The sequence below is a fragment of the Anabaena sp. WFMT genome (assembly GCF_051781005.1).
Classification (GTDB): Bacteria; Cyanobacteriota; Cyanobacteriia; order Cyanobacteriales; family Nostocaceae; genus Anabaena.
The window spans coordinates 1-17,621 of the sequence record NZ_JBPWOA010000017.1 but is presented as its reverse complement, the minus strand read 5'-3'; the positions used below and the strand labels follow the sequence as shown (position 1 = coordinate 17,621).

Genomic DNA, 17,621 nt, shown 5'->3' with positions numbered 1-17,621 from the left:
TATAAACCAAACTTAGAGCATCGGAGTTAGGTTTATGCCTTATAACAAAATAAATGAATTACCTCAAGACATTAAATCACGACTACCAGAACACGCACAACAAATTTTTGTAGCTGCTTTCAATGCTTCTCAAAGTAATGGCATGAGTGAAGACGGTGCTTTAGAAGTAGCTTGGAATAGTGTTCATAATGAATATGAAGCAGACAGAGAAGGTAACTGGCATAGAAAACCAGAAGATCCCGCTATACATCATAAAGCTGTAATGTCTGGTGGTAATTAATCATTTTTTAGTAAGGATTCAGGATACAGAATGTTTGATATAGCAGGGAACTCTTAACAGAAGGGAAAAATATTCTTCTTCCTTCTTCCTTCTTTCTCCTGAATTCTTACGTTTTTTAAATCAATGTTTCATTGCCGACGGTTTATAATTTACGTAGACCGTTTTTTCTATAGAAATATTGAATATGCTGATTATCGAAGACGAAATTGAAATTCGTCCCATGCAAAATGATATAGATGATTATCAATTAATGGTTAAATGGCGTACCGACGAGGAAGTATTAAAATTTTATGGAGGACGCGATTATCCTTATTATTTAGAAAAAGTTATAGCCATCTATAAACCAAGAATTTTGGGGAAAGACCCTCTCATTCCGTGCATTTTTTCTTATCAAAATATAGATATTGGTTATTTACAATATTATTTATTCAATCATCTACCAGAACATATTAGACAAATGTATTCTCTGGAGGAGACAGATTATGTATATGGAATTGATTTATTTATTGGTGAAACTAAATATTGGAATCAGGGAATTGGGACAAAAGTGCTTTCAGCTGCGAGAGACTATATTTTTAATGAACTAGAAGCTGTTAAAATTGTCATTGATCCCAACGTCAGAAATCCCCGTGCTATTCGCTGCTATGAAAAATGTGGGTTTGTGAAGATTAAGCTATTACCCGGTCATGACCTGCATGAAGGTAAATATCAGGATTGCTGGCTGATGGCAATAGACCGCAATAAATCATTACACTAATACTATAATGCCTTGCTGAGATTTAGCTTCTTATAAAAACCATGACTGAACCAACTACAAGAATTTGTATACTAGGTGGTGGCTTTGGTGGACTGTACACCGCCCTCCGTTTAAGCCAGCTACCGTGGGAATCTACACCCAAACCTGAGATTATTTTAGTCGATCAGAGCGATCGCTTTCTCTTCTCTCCCTTCCTTTACGAACTCCTCACCGGCGAACTACAAACTTGGGAAATTGCCCCACCATACCAAGAACTGCTACAAAACACAGGTGTACGTTTTCATCAAGCAACTGTTTCCGAAATTGACATCGACAAACAAAGAGTACAGTTACAAGATAGCCCAGGAATTTCCTATGACCGCTTAGTCCTAGCATTAGGTGGCGAAACCCCCCTAGACCTAGTTCCCGGCGCAGCAACCCAGGCTTACCCCTTCCGTACCATCACAGATGCTTATCACCTAGAAGAAAGCCTCAGAGTCTTAGAAGAATTAGATACCGACAAAATTCGTGTTGCCATAGTTGGTGCAGGTTACAGTGGCGTAGAATTAGCTTGTAAACTCGCAGATAGAATTGGAGAAAAAGGACGTTTTCGCCTCATTGAAATCAGCGATCAAATTTTACGAACTTCCCCAGAATTTAACCGCGAAGCTGCAAAAAAAGCCCTAGATGCCAGAAACGTCTTTATAGATTTAGAAACCAAAGTAGTCTCAATTGGAGAAAAAACCATCTCCCTAGAGTATAAAAATCAAATAGACGAAATTCCTGTAGATTTGGTAATTTGGACAGTAGGTACAAGATCCGCCCCAGTGGTAAAAACCCTGCCCCTCAAACAAAACCAGCGTGGACAAATCACCACCACCCCAACCCTACAAGTCCTAGAACATCCAGAAATTTTCGCCTTAGGAGATTTAGCAGACTGTATTGATGCCGAAGGAAAGCAAGTACCTGCTACAGCGCAAGTCGCCTTTCAACAAGCTGATTATACCGCTTGGAACATCTGGGCATCTTTAACAAATCGCCCTTTACTTCCCTTCCGCTATCAACAGTTAGGAGAAATGATGGCATTAGGAATAGACAACGCCACCCTCACCGGTTTAGGCATCAAACTAGACGGTTCTCTCGCATACCTAGCCCGTCGTCTAGCTTATCTATATCGTTTACCAACTTTAGATCATCAACTCAAAGTTGGCTTCAACTGGCTAGTGCGTCCGATTATCGAAACTCTTTCTCAGTAAAAAGGTAACAGATGACAGATAGACTGAGATTTTGTTATCTGTTTCCTATTCCTCATGCCAAAAATCATCAAGATTCTGAAATCAAATTACCTGACAATGGCAAACTAAAAATAATAACAAATCTGTAATGACACCTCCTCAAAGGTAAAATTCCTGTATGACGCTGGTGTAGGGGTAAATAGCATTCTTGATTTATGAAAAAACCGAAAGTTATTTTTTTAGATGCTGTAGGTACACTCTTTGGTGTCAAAGGCAGTGTAGGCATAATTTATAGTCAAATAGCCCAAGACTTTGGCGTTGTGGTTTCCCCCGAAACCTTGAATAAACAATTTTTTAAAAGCTTCAAAGCCTCACCACCACCCATATTTCTCGATACAGATATTAAAGATATTCCCCAAAGAGAATTTGATTGGTGGCGGGTAATTGCCCTCAATACCTTTGAAGGTGCAGGTGTTCTCCAAGAATTTACCGATTTTTCAGCTTTTTTTAGCGAACTCTATATCCACTTTGGTACTGCTGAACCTTGGTTTGTTTATCCAGATGTGCCTCTAGCTTTGGTAAACTGGCGACGGTTAGGAGTTGAATTGGGTGTGTTGTCTAATTTCGATTCCCGTCTGTACTCTGTATTGCAAAGCTTGGGACTAAAAGACTATTTCCAATCTATTACCATTTCAACCCAAGTCCGTACAGCTAAACCAGACCCGCAAATTTTTGATATCGCCTTGCAAAACCATAACTGTTCACCAGAGGAGGCATGGCACATTGGCGATAGTATTATAGACGACTATCATGGTGCTAGAAGCGCTGGTATGAGGGGTATTTGGATTAACCGCCAGTAAATTCTAGAATCTTTGTCAGAGGCTGTTTTAAAAGGGTTTTTCTATGTCATATTGAACGCAGCGCAGCGGAGTGAAATATCTCTGTGTACAGATGAAACCCTAGATTCAGATTCTTCGCTCAGAATGACAAAATGATACCTTCTCTGACTTTTAAAAAATCCTCTCAGATACGAGAAATTAGGGGCTTATTGCAATACGCCCCTACTTTTTCCAACTAAGTTGAAAATTCAAGCTGCAAAATCCCAAATAATACTCATGAAAAAAAACCTGTCACAAATTTGGCATCAGTTTCAGCAATCTTTTTCGGTAGAGGAAAATCTCAATACAACAATAGAAACTGGTCAAGCAGTTATAGAAGCAACACAAACCATTCAAAGGCAAGGTGCTAGTTTAGAAACTTTAAAATCTGTACTGCAAAATTCATCTTCTTTATTAGATGTGTTTTGTTTACCTTTAGCACAAATCATAGATTCGGAATTTTCCTTCGTATCTTTAGGTATTGCTTTACTGAAGTTTTACGGTGACATATCTCCAGTAAATCTTACTTTAGAAGACTGTGTATCTATAATCAGTCAAGCAGCTTATTTAGAAAGTACCAAAGAAATTTTATCTTTATATCCGGCGATAAATTGGGATACTAATACTGATAATCCGCAAGAAATTAGAAAGAAACTCCAAAATATTCATCATCTTGAATTAGATAATCAAATTGCTATAGATACAATTTCCTGTTTTCATGAATCCCAACTAGCAACAGCATTCAATCAAATATTATCAGGACGATTAATAGCACCAGATGTCACTAAATATTTAGCTAATCTTTTGACAAAGAGAATTGCTGCTAATACTCAGCGTTACATGATTCAAGCTTGGATTAATTTAGGTGATGTAATTGAAAATGTAATTAAACCAGATTTGACATATTGGCAGCAAGCACAAGCAAATATTTACAGTATTGATGAATACTTAGAAAAGTATATTACCTCACTAGCTTTAGAAACAGTTTTTCAACAAGGCTACTCTATTCAAGATATTTATATTCCTCTCCAGGCTAAATCTCAAAATCTAAGTTCTGACATTTTGGATTTAGAAACATGGACTAAGGGAATGCTACTTAATCCTAATAAAGCAGCCCAATTAATATTAATTAAAGGAGAAATAGGCAGAGGTAAAAGTATATTTGCTCGAATATTTGCTAATTGGGTAAAAACACATCTTTATCCTCTATGGACACCAATCGTTATTGATTTAAAAAATCTTAATTTTATTTCTATACAATTAGAGGATACTTTAAAATTAGCCTTGCCATTTAATTTTAGTCAAGCTGATGATTGGTTAAACAATAATAATCATCGCTTTTTCTTTATTCTAGATGGCTTAGATGAGTTAACTGCTGATATAATCAGTCAAATAAATTTATCACAATTCATGCAACAACTTGGCACATTTCAGCAGAAATGTAAAAGTAATGCTTTTATGGGTCATCGGGTGTTAATCACTAGTCACAAAAATGCTTTACAAGCTATTTCTAAGCTACCTGAAAATTTAGAGCAGGTAGAAATAATTGCTCTGAATGAAACCCTACAAGAGAAATGGCTACAAAAATGGGCAGCATTACCAGTAAATCAAGGTAAAAATACAGATTTTCAGCAATTTTTACAACCAAAAAAACTCCCATCTTCATTACAAATATTAGCCCATGAACCGCTTTTACTGCATTTATTAGCAGCAATGTATAGAGATGGTCAGTTAACTGTTGATAAATTAGAGCGAGCAAAACAAAAAACAGCTAAGGCTTTTATTTATCATGAAGCTATTAATTGGTTGATTAATCAATATTTACATCACGATGATTTAAATTCGCAAAAAATAATAGATTTTAAAGCTATTTTCACCGCAGCAGCAAATTGTGTTGTGCAGTCAGGAGGTAATTCTACCTCAATGTTAATGTTAGAAACATATTTACAAGAGGATCACAAAACTCAAGATATAATTACCCAACAAGATGATCAATTCCTGAAAACAAGTTTAGTTGCTTGTGGTGTTTTTTCAGTAGAAGGTCGGTTTGAATTTTTTCATAGAAATTTTAGAGATTTTCTGTTTGCGGAACGGTTCAAAGAGATGCTGATAGCTTGGACTCAGAAAACAGAAGATACTCAGGAAGTGGTTGTTAGTGAAACCGAGATGAATTGGCAAATTTATGATTTGCTAGGTTTTGGTAAAATCACAAGTGAAATTATTGAATTTTTGGTGCAATTGCTGATAGAAGTTCCCAATTTTGATTGGGTGATGCTGTTTAAACGTTTAGAGAATTTTTATAATAACTGGTGTCAAAAACAATTCATCAATGATTCAGAAAATAATTTACCTAAAATCAAGCTGCAACAATTACAAAGATATGGAATTCATCACTTAGAGCAAACTCAGGTAGATGTCTATACTGGTTTGAATGTGATGATTTTTCTGTTGGAGTTACACCGCTATGCTCAAGAGCATGATGTACTCAAGGAAGACATCATTTTTTATCCATCTGGTCAACCGCAGAATGATGTTGATACTACCCAATTACAGAATATTATTAACTACAGTAATTGCTTGTCAGGAGAGAATTTTAATCAAATAGTTGGGTCGTTTTTGAGTGGTGCTAATTTGAGAGGTGCTGACCTGGCTGAGGTTGACTTCAGTGGTGCTAATCTTGCTCATGCAGACCTCAGTCGTGCTAACCTCAATTGTGCTAATTTCAGCCGGACTAACTGTAGTGGTGCATACATGATTAGTGCTAATTTCAGCGAAGCATTATTTACCCATGCAAATTTGCATGAAGCAAACTTTATTCGTGCTAATTTAACTGGTGCTGATTTGAGTAGTGCTGACCTCAATTACGCAGATTTAAGCCTTGCAGATCTGAGTGGTACTAATCTCAGCGGTGCTAACTTGGAAGATGTTAATTTCAGTGGTGCTAAGTTGAGTAATGGCTTATTAGGTGATATTTGCTGGGATGAAAAGACAAGTTGGAAAAATGTGGAAGGTTTAGAAATAGCAAAAAATCTGCCAGCAGAGTTAAAGCAGCAATTGAAGATATTTTAGGTAGTCAGACAGAATTAATTACACAATGTCATTATTCAAAAAATTGGATGTATGGTAAGTATTATGGCTCAATCCCAATACTTTTCCCCTCTGCAAAGCTCGACCGTGCAACTTCCTTGGATGATAATGGCAACGTGTATGTACCGCTGTAGGTGATCGCTTGGGAGGAGAAATCCAAGGAAAAAAACCGACTCCTTAAAATTCAGTAGCCGGTTAAAGAAAAATTAGTTGTTATTTAAAGCAATAAGAATCAAAGGCTTAACTACATAGCCTCAAATTTCTATTTAGAGTTGTAGTCCATAAGCTACCCAGCCGACTACCTCAGTGAGATGACTGCCATCAGATATATCGCCAATACCAATAAGTTCGTCAAAGCGGATCTCAAAACCTAAAGGAGTTACATTTTTGATTCTTAAGCCAGGTGTACCATTTCCATTGTAGGTTTGGGTCATTGGTATAACTACTACTTTCTTGTTGTTAGCAAAAGGCAGATCAAATGTCACCTTATGCCAAGTATTTCTATAACGATCTGCATCTAAAGGATCAATAATCCCACCACGTTGATCCAATACTGATAATGTCTGAGTTTGCATACTTGTTGTTGTTACCATGATCTGACCTCTGAAGATTACTAGATTTTGAAAATGAATGAGTGCTGGTTTTTATCAACACAAAAGACAACTCAATACAACAGTATCTGCCTCAAGACATCAGTCCAAGGAGGAATACTATTGAAGCAGTACATATAGTCGCTGCTTAAAGCGTCTAGCTTGACAAATGCTTTACTATAAGCTGCATGAAGTGTATGTCAGCGCACTTCATACTTTGAAGATTTCAAAATGTTTATGAGAATGCAAGGACAGTTAAGACAGTTAAAAGTCAATCACAAACATTTCAAACTTAGGTAAATGTTATATTTTTTATGGGAGTAGCTTTTATTTCTTTTTATAGATATGGCTGTATGTCAATAGTTTTATTTTTCGGGTAGGGGTAAATCTAGCGAGGGTTTCTTGAGGGGCAAGATAGACTAAAAGTATCGCTGCATATACTAGACATCTCCGAGAATTAAATGTGCGTGACTTTAAACCCTGATAGAGACGTTACATGGAACGTCCGCATTCAGAATTACTAAGAGTAAGCCACAAAATAAATGATCCTGTTTTGTCATGCTGAGTGTAGCAAAGCGAAACGTTCGCGTTAGCGTGCCGGAGGCTCTAGCATCTCGGAGGATTCTTCACTACACTTCGTTCCGTATGGCTAACGCCACACTTCGTGAACAGAATGACATTGGGCATTTCTTTTTGTGGAGTTCTCTAAGCGATCGCGTCCTTCTGTTTTAGCTTGATAAAGTGCCTGATCTACCTCTGCAATTATAGCGGCAGGGGAAGATATCTGATCAGGAATGATACTGGCAACGCCCATACTGATAGTGACGTAATCGCTGACAGCAGACTTTTCGTGGGTAATTTTTAATGCTTTTACTTCGGCGCGAATGCGTTCTGCAACTTGTACAGCCCCTTGTATAGAGGTGTTTGGTAGCACTATTACAAATTCTTCACCGCCATAACGAGCGACTAAATCATCTGGCCGATTTCCGGCTTTGTTGATAGCAGCAGCTACTTGGCGCAAACAATCATCCCCAGCGGGATGGCCATAGGTATCATTGTAAAGCTTGAAAAAGTCGATATCGCACAAAATAATTGACAACGGTGCTTGTGTCTGTGCCATCTGTTCCCACATTTGAGTCCAGTATTCGTCAAATCGGCGACGGTTAGGAATTTGGGTTAGGCCGTCTACTGTGGCTTGACGTTGTACTTGTTGATATAATTCAGATTGTTTAATAGCGATCGCTACTTGAGTGGCTAATTGACTCAACAGACTAATTTCCAATTGTCGCCAATGGCGCGGGCCACTACATTGATGGGCAATCAGTAAACCCCACAATTCTTGTCCTTGAAGAATCGGTACTACTAAATTAGCTCGGACTTGGTGTTCAGCGAGTAAATCCAAATGACACTGACTAATCCCCGCAGTATAGATATCCTCAATAGCCCGCACTCTTCCATCTCGATATTGGGGAACATAGATATCTTTAAAACATGGTTCATCAATCACTGTTTTGAGAATGGGATTAAAGCCATTAGCGACGGATTCCATTGCGACTACGCCAGTCCAATTTGGCTTAAAGCGGTAAACAAGTACTCTGTCTGTTTGCAGAAATTGCCGGACTTCCTGCACCGTGGTATACATGATTTCGTCAAGATCCAAGGATTGCAAGATACGTTGGGTGATAGTTGCCACCAATCTTTCCCGTTGATTTTGCAACTGGAGTAAATCTTCTGTTTGTTTGTGTTCTACACAACGGGCGATATCCTCAGCAATAACGGCTAATTGAGCCAAAGCACATTGAGTTAGTGGTTGACGGGTAAATAGTGTCATCACTCCGACTACTGAATGTTCTCTTACCAATGGGTAGCCAGCAAAAGCCTGTAATTTTTCTTGCTTTGCCCATTCTTGATCGCTTAAATCAAGTTCTTTCCTGACTGCATTTGTCTGGAATGGCTGAGAGTTTTGAGTAATCCAATCAACTTTAAATGCGCTAATAGCCATGTCTGGGTTAGACATAGTAGCGATGCCTACGGAGGGTAGAGTGCAAGGCACACGCTCTGCAAATATCGCTTGTAAATCCATGTTTTCGCTAGTTTGATTAAGCGTCCAGATGCCAAGGAAGGCAATATCTAGATGTTTAGCCAGGGCTTCTGTACACTTTTGCAGCAGCACAGGTAACTTTTCCTGCTGACAGAGAAGACTAGCGATATGAGATGCTAACCGAGCCAAGTTGACTTGTTCAACTAATGATTTTTCTGTGTCTTTATAGGCTGTGATGGTTTGTTCTAGTTGTTGTTGTAACCCTTGCAAGGCATGAGTGCGGTGCAGTTTCTTTTTTAAAAGTCGTTGCGATATCTGGTTACGGCGTAACTCTAGTGTAGTTAACACCTGACCTGCGAGAATTTTCAATGTTTCTAGTTGTTCTGGACTTAATTCTCTGGGTACATAATCGGCAACGCAAATAGTTCCTAATGCAAAACCCTCATTTGTCACCAGGGAAGCGCCAGCATAAAACCGCAATTTCGGATGGGATGTTACTAGGGGATTAGTGGCAAACCGACTATCAGCTAATGTATCTGGGACGATTAATAAATCATTTTGGCAGATAGTGTGGGAGCAGAAAGCGATCGCTCTAGGAGTTTCGGTAATACTTAACCCCAACTTAGACTTAAACCATTGTCGGTCTTCATCTATCAAACTGATAAAGGCAATGGGTGTTTGGCATAACTGCGCCGCTAAACGGGTGAGATCATCAAAGGCTTCATCGGGAGGCGTATCAATAATTTGATATTTCCTCAGTGCGGCTAATCGTTGCGGTTCTCTGTCTGGTAAAGGGCAAGCTTGAATAGATTCAATACTAGGCTGAAGAATATGCTGTGAGTCTGCTTGGGGTAATTTTTCTAGCAGGAATTTGGTAGCAGCTTTCCCACTCAAGGGTTTACTTAAAAAATAGCCTTGGACAGTATCACAGTTAGCTAATCTCAGAAATTCTAATTCTTCTAAAGTTTCTACACCCTCAGCGACTAAGGTTAAATTGAGTCCATGTCCCAAAGAAATTACAGATGTGATAATTGCCGCATTGCTGGAATTTTTAGTTAAGTTGCGGATGAATGATTGATCTATCTTTAAGCTAGTTAGTGGGAAATACATCAGCAAACTTAAAGAAGAGTAACCAGTGCCGAAATCATCCATAGAAATGTGAATTCCTAAAGCCTGGAGTTCCCTCAAGGCAGAAACGGTAAAATCTACATCTTGCATCAGCAGACTTTCGGTAATTTCTAATTCTAGATATTCAGGATCTAGCTGGGTTTCCTGTAAAATCTCGGTAATGATTTGCACCAAGTTAGGCTGCTGGAACTGACGGGCAGAAAGATTAACAGCAACTCGCAAAGGTGGTAATCCGGCTAACTGCCAAATGCGATTTTGGCAACAAGCAGTGCGTAATACCCACTCACCAATTTCGCAGATTAATCCTGTTTCTTCTGCTAGGGGAATAAATTGGGCAGGCGAAATTAGCCCCATATCTGGATGATGCCAGCGTAGTAATGCCTCCATTCCTTTAACTTGCCCTGTTTTTAGGTCTATTTGAGGCTGGTAGTGCAGTAATAATTCTTGTCTACCTAAAGCTTTGTAGAGGTTATTTCCTAATACCAACTTTTCAAAGGAAGTGGCATTCATGGTTGCTGTATACAACAAGTAATTATTTTTGCCTTGTTGCTTGGCGCGGTTCAGGGTAGAATCTGCGTGTTTGAGTAGGGTTTCTGCCTCTTCACCATCATAGGGAGCTAGGGCAATACCAATACTTGCAGTGATATGCAGTTCTTGTTGGTCTACTTGAATAGGTTTAGCGATGACTTCGAGAATGTTCTCAGCAATTTGGGTGGCATCGTTTGCACAATTGAGGTGAGTGAGGAGGAGGGTAAATTCGTCATCTCCCCAACGCGCTACGGTGTCTCCTTCTTTGAGACAGCCCTTCAGCCGTTCTGCAACAATTTGCAACAAGCGATCGCCTACAGCATGACCCAAGCTATCATTAATCCGTTTGAATCGATCTAGGTCTAGAAACATGACTGCCAACATTTCTCCCCGTTGGTGAATGTTCACCAATGCCAAGGCCAGGAGTTCATCAAATAACAGCCGATTGGGCAACTTGGTGAGTAAATCGCAAGAAGTGTGATGACGTAGTAAATTCTCGACTCGCTTCTGCATGATAGCGATATACAAATGCATTCCAAAGGATTGCACTAGCTTGATTTCATTCTGAGTCCAGGGTTTTGCCTGTCCGGTTTTGATTTCTCTCCAAGCTTCAAAGGATTCACGGGGGCGTAAATTGCGTTTGTCCTGATTCCAGCGTCCTGCCCACAAGGTTTCTGTTTCCATTTCTGGACGGAAAAGCGTTAAGCAACCTAAATACTGCTGTTGATATTGCAGGGGAATGATGAGTACTGATCTAATTGAGGTGGCTTCAAAGGCAGCAACTAGCGGTTTCAGGCGGGCATCTTGGTAAAAGTCAGCAATGGTATAGGAATAAACAGCACCTGGTTGATTGACTGATGATTCTGTTTTTTCCCAGGTTTTCATTACTTCTGAGAACTGACGAGGGCTGACTGCCAGCACACCTTGCCATCCCATTAGTTTCTGCCATACTTTGCTTTCTTCAATGAAGTTTTGATTTGGTTGTTCACCGCAGGTATATATCTGAGCAGGGCGTTCAGCCATATCAGCTGTGATGTAGAGTCTCCCACTGCTTGCACCTAGTGTGGTAACTATGTGTTCGAGAACTGTCTGCCGCACTTCTTCTGGAACCACGGCAGTACCGAGCCAGTCTTTAATGTGATTAATTGAGGCTTCATGCTGTGCTTGCTGTTGCGCTTGGGCAAATAGGTTTGATTGGGCGATCGCAATCAGCAATTGGTCTACTAGGAGTTGTACTATCTGTAATTCTTGTTCTGTAAAGGGTCTAGGTTGAGTGTGGTGTGCTACCATCAACCCCCACAATTCATTTTGGTACAAAATCGGTACAGCTAGGGAAGCGGCTACACCCATTGTTTTTAGATATTGCAGATGACACGGATCTACAGATTTGTAGCGAATATCTTCTTGATTTTGATTGTTAAGAACCCCGAAAGATTTGATGCGGCTCAGGGTTTTGCGCTGAGAACTCACGTCTACAATGATTCTTTGACGGGCTGTGATGAAGAGTTCCCGTGATTGAGGTGGAATGTCGCTGGCCGGAAAGTGCAATCCTAGTAATGAGGGTAAGCGATCGCTTTCAATTGATTCGGCAACTACCTCACCACTACCATCTTCATGAAATTGATAGATTTTTACACGGTCTATCTTGAGAAATGTGCGAATTTCCGCTGCTGTGGTGGCTAATATTTCTGGCAACTCTAGAGATTGAGAAATGCGATCGGTGATGTAACTGAGCAGGTTGCCTTGATACACCTCTTGCTGAGAAGCCAATTTATTTTTCATACTAGTGATTCCACCCAGTGCAGTCGGTTTAAAGCCTTAACTCTTTCTTAATTATTGAGTACTCAGGCGCTTTTGTATTTAATATAACTAAAACTTTATGTTTTCAATATGTTTCCCTTATAAATCAATGTTACTTGAAAATCCCGAAGTTGAAACCTAAAAACTTTTTGGGTAAATGAACCACTTTTTTCTCACGCAGAGGAGCCAGTGCGTTGCGCGGGTTCCCCGCGTTGTAGCAACTGGCGTAGCGCAGAGGTACAGAGAGGAATCAAGAGTGTGGTCTAAATAGATGAGAACTCTGCCAGAATACTTCCCTAAATGGTTAAATATTTATGATTTGCGGGATATACTTAGCTACATTGATGATCACGAAGAGTTATTTCCTGGGTGCATCAAAGATGTGGCAGTTGTTGAAGTTGGTAGACTTTAAAGATGGCATCGGGAAATTTTATGATGATCAAGCCTATTTTCTAGCTGCGGCAGGAATTGCTGAGTTCAAAGACAGTTGCAAAAAAGTTGAGATAGTCAATCAAATCATCCAGTGGAGTTTGTCGGAAAAAATGATGTCAGAAATTAAAAATACAGCCAAAGCAGCGCTGGAAGAAACGGAACGAAGAACAGCGATCGCAGCTTTGGTGCAACTTCTAGAGACATCTCAGGATGAGGACACCCGTATGGAGGCGGCTTATAGATTAGGGAATATAGGTGCTGGCAATGAAAAAGCGATCGCAGCTTTGGTGCAACTCCTCAAGACATCCCAGGATGAGTACACCCATAGGCGGGCGGCTCAAAGCTTAGGGAATATAGACCCTGGCAATGAAAAAGCGATCGCAGTTTTGGTGCAACTTCTAGAAACATCCCAGGATAATGACACCCGTTGCCTGGCGACTGAAAGCTTAGGGCATATAGGCGGCACTGGCAATGAAATAGCGATCGCAGCTTTGGTGCAACTCCTAGAGACATCCCAGGATAAGTACATCCTTAGCCAGGCGGCTGAAAGCTTAGAGAAGATAGGCACTGGCAATGAAAAAGCGATCGCAGCTTTGGTGCAACTCCTAGAGACATCTCAGGATGAGGGTACCCGTTGGCAGGCGGCTGTAAGCTTAGGGAATATAGGCACTGGTAATGAAATAGCGATCACAGCTTTGGTGCAACTTCTAGAGACAGCCCCGGATGTGTGCAACCGTAGGCAAGCGGCTGATAGCTTAGGGAATATAGGCACTGGCAATGAAATAGCGATCGCAGCTTTGGTGGAATTCCTAAAGACATCCCAGGATGAGGGTACCCATTGGCTGGCGGCTCGAAGCTTAGGGGAGATAGGTATTGGCAATGAAATAGCGATCGCAGCTTTGGTGCAACTCCTAGAGACATCCCAGGATGATTACACCCTTAGCCAGGCGGCTGAAAGCTTAGGGACTATAGACCCTGGCAATGAAAATGCTCTAAATGGTGGCTACACTTTTAAAAGCCTAAGTCAATGACTCTCAGGAATTTAGTAATAAAGAGTCATTTAGTTTAATTTGCCATTACTCTGAAAATATACCCTATCCTCAATTCTATTGAGCTTGGTATAAAAAACGAGCGCGGAGGGATTTGAACCCCCGACCCACAGGACCGGAACCTGTTGCTCTATCCACTGAGCCACGCGCCCTCATACAATTTCTATTATAGCACATTTTTTGAATTACAAGTAATTTGCTGGGTCAACGGGTGAACCATTGCGGCGAACTTCAAAATGTAGGTGGGGGCCTGTCGATAAACCTGTGGAACCAACAGCAGCGATCGCTTGTCCTTGTTGCACAGATTGCCCTTCTGTCACATATAATTCGCTGCTATGTCCGTAAAGTGTGGTGATACTTTTACCATGATCGATAATCACAGCTTTGCCATATCCACCATACCAACCTGCAAAAATTACTGTTCCTGAATCTGCGGCTCTAATGGTACTACCATAACTAGCAGCAAAATCCAAACCTGCATGAAAGCGTCGATAACCAAGCACCGGGTGCATTCTCCAACCAAAGGGACTGCTGGTGGGTGCATCACTAGGAAATGCAAAGATACCTGTACCACGAATCCAAATTTTACTATTGGTTTTTGCTTGTGCTGCTTCCCGTGCTTCTCTGGCTATTTGTTCAGCGATCTTTTGTTGAATTAAAACTGTCAAATTTTGGGAATCTTGTTCTAGCTGATTTTGCGCTGCTGCCAAAGCCAAGCGATCGCTATTTAAGCGTTGAATTAATTCCGCTTGTGATTGTGCCTGAGTTTGATAATCGGCTTTTTGCCCTAATAATTGCTCTCTAATCAAAGCAATCTGATTTTTTTGCCCTTCTACTTCGGTTCTTTGGGTAATTAATAACTTTGCTTGTGCTGCCAGTTTAGCCAAAATTCGCTGATCTGCTCGATAAACTAATTTCAACTGATAACGACGACTGATAAAATCACTGATATTTGTACTTTGTAGTAAAACAGCTAATCCTTGAGAAGCTGAAGAACGCTGAAGATACCGCAATCTTGCCACTGTTGCTACTTGTCGTTCTTGATAAACACGTTCTGCTGTTAGTAAATCAGCTTCTAACTGTTGTAAGAGTTGCGTTGCCGACTTTAACCTGGCTTCGCTCTCTTGAATATAGCTATTAGTAGTTTGCAGATTTTGATTTAAACCAGTTAGGTGTTTTTGCGCTTCCTTTTGCAGATTGGTTAAGCGATCGCTCTCCTTCACTACATTCTCACGTTCTTGCTGAATTTGCTGCTGCTGTTGTTTCAAATTATCAATTGAAGATGTCCCATATACTGGTAGCAATACTAAAAAGCTGAACAAAATACAGCACAATGTCCCAAACCACCACCTAAATCCGATTTTTCCCAAAAATGCCGTGTTCATGCCGTTATATTCAGCCAAAGAGGTGCAAGCACAACAGTATTATGCCCAAATTTTGCGAAAATTTAACACCCATCTGCTCAGATGCTGACTACCAATAAAATTTTATGGTTTTATGAAGACACGACAAGGAATTCTCTTGCTGACTTTGCTTATACCAGGCTTTCTAGTATTAGCAATATCACTGTATTATTTTGGTACAGATTATGCAGCACTAGTCAAAGCTGAAAGTTATGCGACACAATTGGCAGAAGCTGAAAATACAAATCAAAGAAAGTTAGATCATGCCTATCATCAAGCCTTAGCTCATCGTATTAACGTTTTTGCAGATGCTACTTGGGGATTATTAGGATGTTTGATTGCATCTGTAGGTATTCATGGTTTAGTCACATTGAAGGAGAAAGATTGAAGAAGGAGTCAATCAATTTTGGATTTACGATTTTGGATTTTGGATTGACTCCACCCTCAAGTGTGTAGCTTGAGGATTTTCGATTGGCGTTAGTCAGGAGTCAGGAGGGGAAAAAGAGAATTTTTGAGAATCCTTTTCTTTATGAGGCTGCGCTGAATTTTGTAACCTTGTCTTTTCCTCCTCTGTGTTCTCTGTGTCTCTGTGGTTCGCTCCTGTCTAAATTTGGCGCATCTTTATACGGAATTGGTATACAGCAGATTGCAGATTAATGAGGTACAGAATCTAAATTCATAGCCAGACACCAAGCCAGTTTTACTCCTGACTTCTGACTCCTGACTTCTGACTCCTTACATTTAAACTGCTAAATTTTCCGTTTTCCAACTGGCTAAATCTGCCAAAGAGCGATCGCGGTAACGTCCATATTTTTCCGGTTTACTCTTGATTCTCACACCCAAATCAGGCACAATGCCAAAATTAGGAGCCATCGGTTGAAAATGCTTAGGTGCAGCGGATCGAATAAACTCAAACAAAGCCCCCATCATCGTTGTTACAGGCAAAATTAGAGGTTCCTTACCCAAAGCCAACCGCGCTGCATTTGTTCCTGCTAACCAACCACCCGCAGATGCAGCAGTATAACCTTCTGTGCCTATTAATTGTCCCGCTGCTAATAAAGTTGGACGATCCTTAAATTGCAAACTTGCAGACATCAACTGCGGTGCATTTAAAAAAGTATTGCGGTGCATAACTCCTAATCTGACAAACTCAGCCTTTTCCAAACCAGGAATCATTTGAAATACGCGTTTTTGTTCACCCCAACGCAGATTAGTTTGAAAACCCACCATATTCCAAAGTTGACCGGCTTTATCTTCTTGTCGCAATTGAATCACTGCATAGTTACGTTCTCCCGTGCGAGGATCAGATAAACCTACAGGTTTGAGGGGTCCATAACGCATGGTATCTTCCCCTCTTCGAGCCATTTCTTCAATTGGTAAACAAGCTTCAAAAAATTTCGCCGTTTCCTTTTCAAAGTCTTTTAATTCTGTTTGTTCAGCTTGACGTAATTCTTCCCAAAAATGTAAATACTGCTCTTTATTCATAGGACAATTCAGATATGCTGCCTCACCTTTGTCATAGCGAGAAGCCATAAAAGCAATATCTTTATTAATAGAATCTCCTAAAATAATAGGACTGGCAGCATCAAAGAAATTGAGATATTCCATCCCGGTAAAACGCTGTAAATCTGCGGATAAATCAGGACTAGTCAGGGGACCACTAGCTAAAACAACAATACCTTCAGGAATTGCTGTAACTTCTCCCCGTCGGAAATCAATTAAAGGATGATTCGCTAAGGTTTGGGTTAAATCTTCCCCAAATTGTCCTCTGTCTACAGCTAAAGCCCCACCAGCGGGGACTGCGTGTTCATCTGCTTTGGCAATGACAATAGAACCAAGTTGACGTAATTCTTCGTGTAATAATCCTGCCGCGCGATCGCTTGCCATAGCGCCAAAAGAGTTACTACAGACCAATTCTGCCAAATTTTCCGTATGATGGGCAGGGCTGAACCGTTTAGGGCGCATCTCATGGAGAATTACAGGAACGCCGGCTTGGGCTATTTGCCATGCTGCTTCTGTTCCCGCCAGTCCGCCGCCTATTACTTGTATTGGTTGTTGTGTCATAGTGATTTTTTTAATTACTTGGTTTGGTTAAAGATAATTTTCTATAATATCAATAAATTATTATATCATTTAAATTAACTTGACCGCATTCTACCTTAATTGTTTTTTATCACTTATAAATCATCTGCGGGAATTTCTTTTAACTGAATTCTCGTTTTATTACTAGAACAGACATCTGGGTTATTTCTACAAATTTCTTCCACCGAATCAAATCTATTTTCAGAACAAAAAACAAATCTATTACTGCCATATACTTGCAACTGATTATAGAAATTTACATCATTTAATGTAAGTGGAAAAAGATTATTATCTAGTTTCGCAAACTTATGAAAATGGCTTTTTCTTTCATAATTAATATGGCTTTACTATC

The 17,621-nt window shown here is 40.1% G+C and carries 12 protein-coding genes and 1 tRNA gene; 8 read left to right on the top strand and 5 right to left on the bottom strand.

Annotation, left to right across the window (positions count from 1 at the left end; genetic code table 11):
* Positions 1–34: 34 nt before the first annotated feature.
* The 5 genes from ACSQ6I_RS08885 to ACSQ6I_RS08865 all read left to right on the top strand — a co-directional run bounded on the left by ACSQ6I_RS08885 (position 35) and on the right by ACSQ6I_RS08865 (position 6,198).
* Entirely contained in the window at positions 35–280 is a 246-nt protein-coding gene (locus tag ACSQ6I_RS08885) for a ChaB family protein (protein ID WP_438889996.1), read from the top strand.
* 184 nt (positions 281–464) lie between these two features.
* Positions 465–1,037, top strand: a complete 573-nt coding sequence (locus ACSQ6I_RS08880) for a GNAT family N-acetyltransferase (protein ID WP_438889995.1) — start codon at positions 465–467, stop codon at positions 1,035–1,037.
* Positions 1,038–1,078: 41 nt separating this feature from the next.
* Entirely contained in the window at positions 1,079–2,272 is a 1,194-nt protein-coding gene (locus ACSQ6I_RS08875; protein ID WP_438889994.1) for an NAD(P)/FAD-dependent oxidoreductase, read from the top strand.
* Positions 2,273–2,466: 194 nt separating this feature from the next.
* Complete coding sequence (locus ACSQ6I_RS08870) at positions 2,467–3,111, top strand: HAD-IA family hydrolase (protein ID WP_438889993.1); 645 nt, start codon at positions 2,467–2,469, stop codon at positions 3,109–3,111.
* Positions 3,112–3,366: 255 nt separating this feature from the next.
* Complete coding sequence (locus ACSQ6I_RS08865) at positions 3,367–6,198, top strand: NACHT domain-containing protein (RefSeq protein WP_438889992.1); 2,832 nt, start codon at positions 3,367–3,369, stop codon at positions 6,196–6,198.
* Positions 6,199–6,482: 284 nt separating this feature from the next.
* Here ACSQ6I_RS08865 and ACSQ6I_RS08860 read toward each other — a convergent pair whose 3' ends face one another.
* Positions 6,483–6,809, bottom strand: a complete 327-nt coding sequence (locus tag ACSQ6I_RS08860; protein WP_438889991.1) for a hypothetical protein — start codon at positions 6,807–6,809, stop codon at positions 6,483–6,485.
* Positions 6,810–7,455: 646 nt separating this feature from the next.
* Positions 7,456–12,285 (bottom strand): diguanylate cyclase domain-containing protein, encoded by a 4,830-nt coding sequence (locus tag ACSQ6I_RS08855; protein ID WP_438889990.1) that lies wholly within the window; start codon positions 12,283–12,285, stop codon positions 7,456–7,458.
* 289 nt (positions 12,286–12,574) lie between these two features.
* On the opposite strand from ACSQ6I_RS08855, the gene ACSQ6I_RS08850 reads away from it, so the two are divergent.
* Complete coding sequence (locus tag ACSQ6I_RS08850) at positions 12,575–12,715, top strand: hypothetical protein (protein WP_438889989.1); 141 nt, start codon at positions 12,575–12,577, stop codon at positions 12,713–12,715.
* Positions 12,684–13,766 (top strand): HEAT repeat domain-containing protein, encoded by a 1,083-nt coding sequence (locus tag ACSQ6I_RS08845; protein WP_438889988.1) that lies wholly within the window; start codon positions 12,684–12,686, stop codon positions 13,764–13,766. Before ACSQ6I_RS08850 ends, ACSQ6I_RS08845 begins: the two co-directional genes overlap by 32 nt.
* Before the next feature lie 97 nt (positions 13,767–13,863).
* On the opposite strand, the gene ACSQ6I_RS08840 is transcribed toward ACSQ6I_RS08845, so the two are convergent.
* Positions 13,864–13,936: transfer RNA gene (locus ACSQ6I_RS08840), tRNA-Arg, on the bottom strand.
* Positions 13,937–13,969: 33 nt separating this feature from the next.
* On the bottom strand, positions 13,970–15,169 hold the full coding sequence (locus tag ACSQ6I_RS08835; RefSeq protein ID WP_438889987.1) for a murein hydrolase activator EnvC family protein: 1,200 nt from the start codon (positions 15,167–15,169) through the stop codon (positions 13,970–13,972).
* Positions 15,170–15,281: 112 nt separating this feature from the next.
* On the opposite strand from ACSQ6I_RS08835, the gene ACSQ6I_RS08830 reads away from it, so the two are divergent.
* The gene (locus ACSQ6I_RS08830) at positions 15,282–15,575 is read left to right on the top strand and encodes a hypothetical protein (protein ID WP_438889986.1); all 294 of its coding nucleotides are present in this window, start codon (positions 15,282–15,284) and stop codon (positions 15,573–15,575) included.
* Between the two features lie 353 nt (positions 15,576–15,928).
* Here the strand turns inward: ACSQ6I_RS08830 and trmFO are convergent, their stop codons facing one another.
* Complete coding sequence (trmFO, locus tag ACSQ6I_RS08825) at positions 15,929–17,251, bottom strand: FADH(2)-oxidizing methylenetetrahydrofolate--tRNA-(uracil(54)-C(5))-methyltransferase TrmFO (protein WP_438889985.1); 1,323 nt, start codon at positions 17,249–17,251, stop codon at positions 15,929–15,931.
* Between the last annotated feature and the right edge of the window lie 370 nt (positions 17,252–17,621).